Source organism: Pseudomonas sp. UBA7500 (assembly GCF_002478435.1).
GTDB lineage: Bacteria > Pseudomonadota > Gammaproteobacteria > Pseudomonadales > Pseudomonadaceae > Aquipseudomonas > Aquipseudomonas palmensis.
The window spans coordinates 1-8,698 of record NZ_DLNW01000050.1; the positions used below are offsets into that span (position 1 = coordinate 1).

The window sequence follows — 8,698 nt, forward strand, 5'->3', positions numbered from 1 at the left end:
GTCATGCGGCCTTCGACCGACAACTCGCGAATGGCGCTGCCGGCAAACTCGATGGCATGCCCGTTGCCGCCGGCGGTCCCGATCTTGCCGATCACGGCCAGCACGATGTCCTTGGCAGTGACGCCGAACGGCAATTGCCCTTCGACGCGCACCAGCATGTTCTTCATCTTCTTGGCCACCAGGCACTGGGTAGCGAGCACGTGCTCGACCTCGGAGGTGCCGATGCCGTGGGCCAGGGCGCCGAACGCGCCGTGGGTGGAGGTATGCGAGTCGCCGCAGACCACGGTCATGCCGGGCAAGGTGGCACCCTGCTCCGGGCCGATGACGTGGACGATGCCCTGGCGCACATCGTTCATCTTGAATTCGGTGATGCCGTATTCGTCACAGTTTTCGTCGAGGGTCTGCACCTGCAGGCGCGACACCTGGTCGGCGATGGCCTCGATGCCGCCCTTGCGCTCTGGCGTGGTGGGCACGTTGTGGTCGGGGGTGGCGATGTTGGCATCGATGCGCCAGGGTTTGCGGTTGGCCAGGCGCAGCCCCTCGAAGGCCTGCGGCGACGTCACTTCGTGAATGATGTGACGGTCGATATAGATCAGCGCCGAACCGTCGTCGCGCTGCTTGACCAAGTGCGAATCCCAGAGCTTGTCGTAGAGCGTTTTGCCAGCCATCAGACTTTCCTCATCAGTCTTTCTATGCCAATAACCCCTTGGCTTGTACGGACGATGCTATGGGGTTAGATTGAATAACTCAAATTCATATTTTTTATGCTTTGGATAACTTTCAGGAATCCAAACCCGAGGAACTCATTCCGTGGACCTGGCCAACCTTAGTGCCTTCATCGCCATCGCTGAAACCGGGAGCTTTTCCGGTGCCGGCGAGCGCCTGCACCTGACCCAGCCGGCCATCAGCAAGCGCATTGCCGGGCTGGAGCAGCAGCTGGATGTGCGCCTGTTCGACCGCCTTGGCCGCGAGGTGAGCCTGACCGAAGCCGGCCGTGCCCTGCTGCCCCGTGCCTACCAGATCCTCAACGTGCTGGACGACACCCGGCGGGCCCTGACCAACCTCACCGGCGAGGTCAGCGGTCGACTGACCCTGGCCACCAGCCATCACATCGGCCTGCACCGCCTGCCGCCGCTGTTGCGGGCGTTTACCCGTCAGTACCCGGCGGTGGCTCTGGACATCCAGTTTCTGGACTCGGAAGTGGCCTACGAGGAAATTCTGCACGGGCGCGCCGAAATCGCCGTGATCACCCTCGCCCCCGAGCCCCACAACCTGGTGCGCGCGGTGCCGGTATGGGACGACCCGCTGGATTTCGTGGTTGCCCCCGAGCACCCGCTGGCCTGCAAGGGCGCGGTGGGCCTGGCGGACATTGCCCACCACCCGGCCGTGTTCCCCGGCGGCAACACTTTCACACACCATATTGTGCAGCGTCTGTTCGAGGCCCAGGGCCTGGTCCCCAACATCGCCATGAGCACCAACTACCTGGAAACCATCAAGATGATGGTGTCGATCGGGCTGGCCTGGAGTGTGCTGCCGCGCACAATGCTCGATGAGCAGGTTGCATCCATCGACTTGCCGGGCATACAGCTGTCGCGCCAGCTAGGCTACATTCTGCACACGGAACGAACGTTATCGAATGCGGCCAGAGCCTTCATGGCCCTGCTCGACAGTCACGCAAGCCCGGCGTAGCCCGCCCCTGCCCCGGGCGGCCCGCCACCAAGGACGTATCACCCGCCAAAGGTCTGGTACCGATGCCCAAGTCAGCCAATCGTTTTGCGCGCCTTCCCCGTATCCACGCAGCAGACCCCCAGGAGCTGGAACAGGCCTGGGAGAGTGCGCCGCAGTTGCTCGCGGCGCTCAATGGTGCGCACCTTGGCGCCTGGGTGTGGGATGTGGGCAGCGGGCGCATCAACTGGTCACGAGGCACCCAGGCACTGTTTGGCTTCGATCCGCATCAACCGCTGACCCACGACATCGACTACCTCGATCTGCTGCCGGAAGAGGACCGCGCGCGCATGCGCCAGGCCTTTCATGCAGTGCTCAACGGCGAGCCGGTGGACCAGGCCCTGCGCCATCGCATCCGCTGGCCGGACGGCAGCCTGCACTGGCTGGAAGTGAACGGCAGCCTGGCCACCAACCGCGACGGGCGCCTGCAGATGATCGGGGTGGTGCGCGAGATCACCCGCCAGCGCGAACGCGAAACCGCACTGATCAACTCCGAAAAGCGCTTTGCCACGCTTTTTCACCTGAGCCCGAACGTGGTGCTGCTGACCCGGCGCGCCGACGGGCTGATCCATGAGGTCAACCAGCACTTCGAGAACATTCTTGGCTGGCCCGGCGCCCAGGTGATCGGGCGTACCACGCTGGAACTGGGCCTGTGGGCCAACCCCAGGCAGCGTGACCAGGTGCTGGAGGCCACCAGCGGCAACAACGGCCCGGTGACCCTGGAAGTGCAGTTTCGCGCCAGCAGCGGGCAGGTCCACGATGGCATCCTCAGCACCCAGGCCATCGAACTCGAAGGTGTCACCTACCTGCTCAGCACCTTCGTAGACACCAGCGAGCGCAAGCGTGCCGAACAAGCCCTCAAGGACAGCCAGGAGCGCCTGGACCTGGCACTGGACTCTGCCCAGCTGGGTACCTGGGACTGGCACATCCCCAGCGGCATGCTGTACGGCTCGGCCCGCGCGGCACAACTGCACGGCCTGGCGCCGGTGCCGTTCCACGAGTCGTTCGAGGCGTTTTTCGAAGGCGTGCCCGAGCTTGAGCGCAGCGGCATGCGCCAGGCCTATCGCAGCCTGCGCGAAGGCCCGGCGGGCAACTACCAGATCACCTACCGCATCCAGCTGGAAAACGGCGCCTCACGTTACCTGGAGAGCCGTGCACGGCTGTACCGTGACGACCAGGGCAACCCGCTGCGCATGGCCGGCNNCCCTGCTGGACATCACCGAACAGGTTGAACGCGAACAGCGCCTGACCAGCTCGGAGGAAAAGTTCGCCAGCCTGTTCCAGGTCAGCCCCGACCCCATCTGCGTCACCCGCCAGGACACCGGCCAGTTCATCGAGATCAACCAGGCGTTCACCCAGACCTTCGGCTGGTGCGCCGACCAGGTACTGGGTCGTACCGCCGAACAACTGGGGCTGTGGGCCGAATCGGCCGCCCGCGCACGACGTATCGAGCAGGTGATTCGCGACCAGGCGTTGAACAATGTCGCGGTGGTGGTCAATCACAAGGATGGCCAGCCCCTGACCTGTGTGATTTCCAGCCGCCTGATCAAGGTCGACAACCAGCCCTGCAGCGTCACCACCCTGCGCGACATCACCCAGCAGCAACGCGGCGAAGCCGCACTCAAGGCCAGTGAGGAGAAGTTCGCCAAGGCCTTCCACTCCAGCCCCGACGCCATCACCATCACCGAGCGCGACAGTGGCTGCTACCTGGAGGTGAACGACGGCTTCTGCCGGCTCACCGGCTACAGCGCCGACGAGGTGATCGGCCAGAGCATGACTCAGATCGGGTTGTGGGCCGACGACAAGCAGCAGACCCTGCTGTTCGGTGAAATGCGTGAGCGCGGGCGGGTGCACCACCGCGAAATGCTGGGGCGCAACAAACGCGGCGAAATCCTCACCGTGGAGGTGTCGATGGAGCCGATCACCCTCAACGAGACAGACTGCCTGCTACTGACTGCCCGCGACGTCAGCCAGCTCAAGAATGCCCAGGCGCAGATCCGTCACCTGGCCTACCACGACCCGCTGACCAACCTGCCCAACCGCNNTCGACCACTTCAAGCACATCAACGACTCGCTGGGCCACCCGGTGGGCGATACGGTGCTCAAGATCATCACAGCCCGGCTTGAAGCCAGCGTGCGCCTGGAGGACACCGTGGCGCGCCTGGGGGGTGACGAGTTCGTGGTGCTGCTGAGCGGCCTGGAAGGCAGCCGCGAAGAGGTCACCGACAAGGTTCGCCAACTGGCCGACACCCTGCGTGAACTGCTGGCCGAGCCGATGTCGCTGGACGGCCAGCGCCTGCAGGTAACCCCCAGCATCGGCGTGGCGCTGATCCCCGACCACGGCACCACGCCGGCCGACCTGCTCAAGCGCGCCGACATTGCGCTGTACCGCGCCAAGGATTCGGGTCGCAACACCACGCAACTGTTCCACACCACCATGCAGAAGGCCGCCAGTGAACGCCTGCGCATGGAGAGCGACCTGCGCATGGCCCTGGCCAGGGGCGAACTGGCGCTGCACTTCCAGCCCCAGGTGGATGCCCGTGACAACCGCATCGTCGGGGCCGAGGTGCTGCTGCGCTGGCATCATCCGCTGTTGGGCCAGCAGCCGCCCAGCCAGTTCATCCAGGTGCTGGAGGAAAGCGGGCTGATCCTGGAGGTGGGCAGTTGGATACTCGACGAAGCCTGTGACGCCTGCTCGCGCATGCTGCAGGACGGGCTGATCGATCCGATGGATTTCAGCCTGTGCGTGAACATCAGCCCGCGCCAGTTCCGCCAGAACGATTTCGTCGAGCGGGTGCGGCGCAGCCTGGACGACTACCGCCTGCCCTACCAGATGCTCAAGCTGGAGATCACCGAGGGCATCGTGATCCAGAACCTGGAGGACACCATCAGCAAGATGCGCGAGCTGAAGGCGTTCGGGGTGAGCTTTGCGATGGATGACTTCGGCACCGGCTACTCGTCGCTCACCTACCTCAAGCGCTTGCCGGTGGATGCGCTGAAGATCGATCAATCGTTCGTGCGCGATGCACCGCTGGACCCCAATGATGCAGAGATCGTCAAGGCCATCGTGGCCATGGCCAGAAGCCTGGACCTCGCAGTGATTGCCGAAGGGGTGGAGCTGTCGGAGCAACTGGAGTTTCTGGAGCGGCTGGGGNNGCCATCTGTACCAGGGGTACCTGCACAGCCGGCCATTGCCGCTGAACGAGTTCAGGGCGATGCTGCTGCAGGCACCGGCGGACTACTGACACACAGCAGCACGGCAGTTGCCAGCAAGGCTGGCCCCTGCAGTGAAGAGCCGCGCGAACCGGGCACAAAAAAGGGCACCCGAAGGTGCCCTCTTTCACTCAGCCCACACTCAGTTCAGCGCAGGTTTCTCGCCGTTGATCGGGATGCGCTTGGCCTTGGCTTCTTCAGGCACAACACGCAGCAGATCGACACTGAGCAGACCGTTGGCCAGGCCCGCCGACTTCACTTCGATGTGGTCAGCCAGGCGGAAGGACAACTTGAAGGCCCGCTGGGCGATGCCCTGGTGCAGGTAGGTGACGCTTTCACCACTGCTGTCACGCTTGCCGCCACTGACGGTCAGAACGCCTTTTTCCACTTGCAGGTCGAGGTCCTCTTCCTGGAAGCCAGCTGCAGCAACGACGATTCGGTAGTGGTCTTCGCCATGTTTTTCAACATTGTAGGGTGGGTAGGTGCTACCCGACTCGCTACGTGCCGCGGATTCGAACAGGTCGTTGAAACGGTCGAAGCCAACGGATTGACGGAACAGTGGAGCCAGAGAAAATGCGGTAGTCATGGTACATCTCCTGAAATATCAGCGAGTTGGTGATTGCGCGACCCGACTTCGGCATCGCGTACTCCCTAGATAAGGACCCGCCCTAACATTTCAAGCATCGACCACAAAAATTTTTTCAGGCCGCCTCGCTGACCGGAATACCCAGCAGCCGCGCCACGCGATCACAGTCGGTCTCGCGGCGCAGTTCGGTAAACAGTGCCGTGGCTTCGGGGTAGGTACGGGTCAGCATCGCCACCCATTGCTTCAGTCGCCCCGGTGCCTGACGCTCGGTCATCTGTTCCCGGGCCTGCACCCAGAAGTCCTGCAGCAGCGGTTGCAGTGCCTGCCAGTCCAGCGGCACGAACTCGATGCCCTGGCGCTCGGCGGCAATCTGCCGGGCCAGGTCCGGGCGCGACACCAGGCCGCGACCGAGCATGATGTCCTCCACGCCGCTGACCTCGCGGCAGCGGCGCCAGTCTTCCAGCGTCCACACCTCGCCGTTGGCGAACACCGGCACCTTCACCACCTCCTGCACCCGCGCCACGTACTCCCAGTGCGCCGGCGGCTTGTAGCCGTCGACCTTGGTGCGTGCGTGCACCACCAACTGGTCGGCACCGCCTTCGGCCAGGGCACGGGCGCAGTCCAGCGCACCGTCCGGGCTGTCGAAGCCCAGGCGCATCTTGGCGGTGACCGGGATATGCGCAGGCACAGCCCGGCGCACTTCGCGCAGGATGGCATGCAGCAGCTCGGGCTCCTTGAGCAGCACCGCGCCGCCGCGGGACTTGTTCACGGTCTTGGCCGGGCAACCGAAATTGAGGTCGATGACGGGGGCCCCCAGCTCGCAGGCCAGCACCGCGTTATCGGCCAGGCATGCCGGGTCGGAGCCCAGCAACTGCACACGCAAAGGCACGCCGGCGGCGGTTTGCGCACCGCGGCCAAGCTCCGGGGCCAGCTTCTCGTACACATGCGCCGGCAGCAACCGGTCGCACACGCGAATGAACTCGGTGACACACCAGTCGATGCCGCCCACCTGGGTCAGTACGTCGCGAAGGATGTTGTCGACCAGCCCCTCCATGGGGGCCAGGGCAATTTGCATGGCGTGGGTCTCGCGCGAAAAAGGCCGGCAGTCTAGCAAAAACCGTGGCTTATCGGGCTCCGGCCATCGCGGCGCCGTAGCCCTCGATGAATTCTGCCGGCATGCGCCTGGGCTTGCCGGTGGACAGCTCGATGCACACGAAGGTGGTCTGCGCCCGCAGCAAGGTGGTGCCATCGCTTGGTCGCACCAGCTGGAAGTGACGGGTCATCTTCAGGCGCTGGTCCCAGTCGACGATCCAGGTGGCCAACTGCAGGATGTCGTCCTCATAGGCGCTGGCCAGATAGTCGATCTCGTGACGCACCACGGCCATGGCGCGGTCCAGGCGCCGGTACTCGGCCAGGTCCAACCCCAGGCGCTGGGAATGACGCCAGGCGCAGCGCTCGAGCCAGGTGACGTACACCGCGTTGTTGGCGTGCCCCAGGCCGTCGATATCCTCGGCACCGACCTGCAGGTCGATGGTAAATGGCGTTGCCCGATCCCAGCTCATGCCCGCTCCCGATCTGTAGTGAACGGGCAGAGTGTAACGGATGCTCAGGCTGATTGGCGCACTGGCCGGGCACTGCGTTGCAGCAGCGCAAGTACGCCGTCGACCAGTTGCGGGTCGGACAGCACACGCATATGCCCGCCCTGGGGCAACAGCAGCAGCTGGCTGTCGAACCACGCCTGATGAATCAGCCGCGCCTCGCTGACGGCGACCAGTGGGTCGTCCTCGGCATGCACGATGAAACCGGGCAGTTCCAGCTGGTAGACGGCCACGTCCAGGCGCGAGATCGGCACCCCGACCTCTCGCTCCACCTGGCGAATGAAGGCTGCCCGCGCCCGCGCCGGCAACCCCAGGTGCCGCGCCATGCCGCGCAGCACCTCGAGCAGGCGCGCCGGCGCGGCGATGCTCACCGCCACCTCGGTACGCAGCCCCCACTGCAGGGCCAGCAGCGTACTGGCACCGCCCATGGAATGGCCGATCACCCCGTGCAATGGGCCCAGCTCGCCGGCCGCCTCGAGCAAGGCGTGGGCGAACGACACCACGTTGGCCTTGTTTCCACGCGAGCGGCCGTGGGCCGGCCCTTCGAGCGCCACCGCACAATAGCCGGCGGCCACCAGGGCCTCGATCAGATGGGCGAACTGGGTGGGGCGCCCCTCCCAGCCGTGCATCAGCAGCACCGTTGGGCCTTGCCCCCAGCGCAGCGCACTCAGGCCAAAGCGCAGGGTAATGCGCTCGGCACGCGCCAGCAGCGGCAGTTCCCAGTCGCGTGGCGGCAAGGTGCGCGGGCTCATGAAGGCCTGGCGCATCTGCCCGGCCACCCGATTGGGTGCCAGGCGTCCAACAGTGGCGTTGATACCACGAATCCAGCTCAGGCTGTTCATCACGTCGCTCCAGATCAGATCACCGCGGACTTGGCGGCACGCAACACACGGTCGGACAATTCGCTGGTACCCAGCGCTCGCGCCAGGGCCAGGCCGCCGACCATCAGGGCCAGGTCGGCCAGCACTTTGTCGGCGTCTTCGGGGGTGTCGGCCAGGTTGGCCATCATCAACTCGATATGCTCGGTCAGCACCGCGCGAAAGGTCGCCGGCAACTGATTGATCTCGCCCAGAGAGCTGGGCAGCGGGCAGCCGCTGTCGACGGCATCGCGGTGTTTGCGCGACAGGTAGAAGGCCGCCACCAGGGCACGACGCGCCTCCCCGTCCAGCGACGCGTCGACCTGTGCCAGCAAGGCCCGGCGCTCGCCAAGCAACTGGCAAAAGGCTTCGAGCATCAGCGCATCCTTGTTCTCGAAATGCGCATAGAACCCACCCACGGTGAGCCCCGCAGCGCCCATCACCTGCTGCACACTGGGGTCGGCCGGGCCGTTAAGGATCAGCGCACTGCGCGCCGCATCCAAAATGCGCTGGCGGGTCTGGGCTTTTTTGTCGTGCATGGCAGGCCTCCAAATATTATGGAAGCAATATTATGCTCATAATATTTATTGGCAAGCACTTTCTCCTGCGGCCCAAGGGCGCAAGAGATTTTTTCGAGGGAAAAAACAAAAGGCTCATTCAATAATCGAATGAGCCTTGAAATCCCGCAGAGCGGGTAAAATGGCGTCCCCTAGGGGACT

The 8,698-nt window shown here is 64.5% G+C and carries 7 protein-coding genes and 1 pseudogene; 2 read left to right on the plus strand and 6 right to left on the minus strand.

The genetic code is table 11. The annotated features are described in order from the left end of the window. Positions 1-668: aconitase family protein (locus tag B4I46_RS21225; protein WP_286901735.1), on the minus strand; the 668-nt coding region annotated here is incomplete at its 3' end. A gap of 142 nt (positions 669-810) precedes the next feature. On the opposite strand from B4I46_RS21225, the gene B4I46_RS21230 reads away from it, so the two are divergent. Together B4I46_RS21230 and B4I46_RS21235 are read left to right on the plus strand one after the other, a co-directional pair. Next, the gene (locus B4I46_RS21230; protein WP_286901736.1) at positions 811-1,689 is read left to right on the plus strand and encodes a LysR family transcriptional regulator; all 879 of its coding nucleotides are present in this window, start codon (positions 811-813) and stop codon (positions 1,687-1,689) included. A gap of 62 nt (positions 1,690-1,751) precedes the next feature. After that, positions 1,752-4,970, plus strand: a pseudogene (locus B4I46_RS21235) (PAS domain S-box protein). Positions 4,971-5,080: 110 nt separating this feature from the next. Here the strand turns inward: B4I46_RS21235 and B4I46_RS21240 are convergent. From B4I46_RS21240 to B4I46_RS21260, 5 genes are all read right to left on the minus strand, one after another. Next, positions 5,081-5,524, minus strand: a complete 444-nt coding sequence (locus B4I46_RS21240; RefSeq protein ID WP_043862857.1) for an Hsp20 family protein — start codon at positions 5,522-5,524, stop codon at positions 5,081-5,083. Positions 5,525-5,639: 115 nt separating this feature from the next. Next, the gene (locus tag B4I46_RS21245) at positions 5,640-6,599 is read right to left on the minus strand and encodes a tRNA dihydrouridine synthase (RefSeq protein ID WP_054916655.1); all 960 of its coding nucleotides are present in this window, start codon (positions 6,597-6,599) and stop codon (positions 5,640-5,642) included. Between the two features lie 49 nt (positions 6,600-6,648). After that, positions 6,649-7,086 (minus strand): acyl-CoA thioesterase, encoded by a 438-nt coding sequence (locus tag B4I46_RS21250; RefSeq protein WP_043862859.1) that lies wholly within the window; start codon positions 7,084-7,086, stop codon positions 6,649-6,651. A gap of 44 nt (positions 7,087-7,130) precedes the next feature. After that, positions 7,131-7,964, minus strand: a complete 834-nt coding sequence (locus B4I46_RS21255; protein ID WP_043862860.1) for an alpha/beta fold hydrolase — start codon at positions 7,962-7,964, stop codon at positions 7,131-7,133. Between the two features lie 14 nt (positions 7,965-7,978). Beyond that, entirely contained in the window at positions 7,979-8,518 is a 540-nt protein-coding gene (locus B4I46_RS21260; protein ID WP_078479730.1) for a TetR/AcrR family transcriptional regulator, read from the minus strand. Positions 8,519-8,698 lie beyond the last annotated feature (180 nt).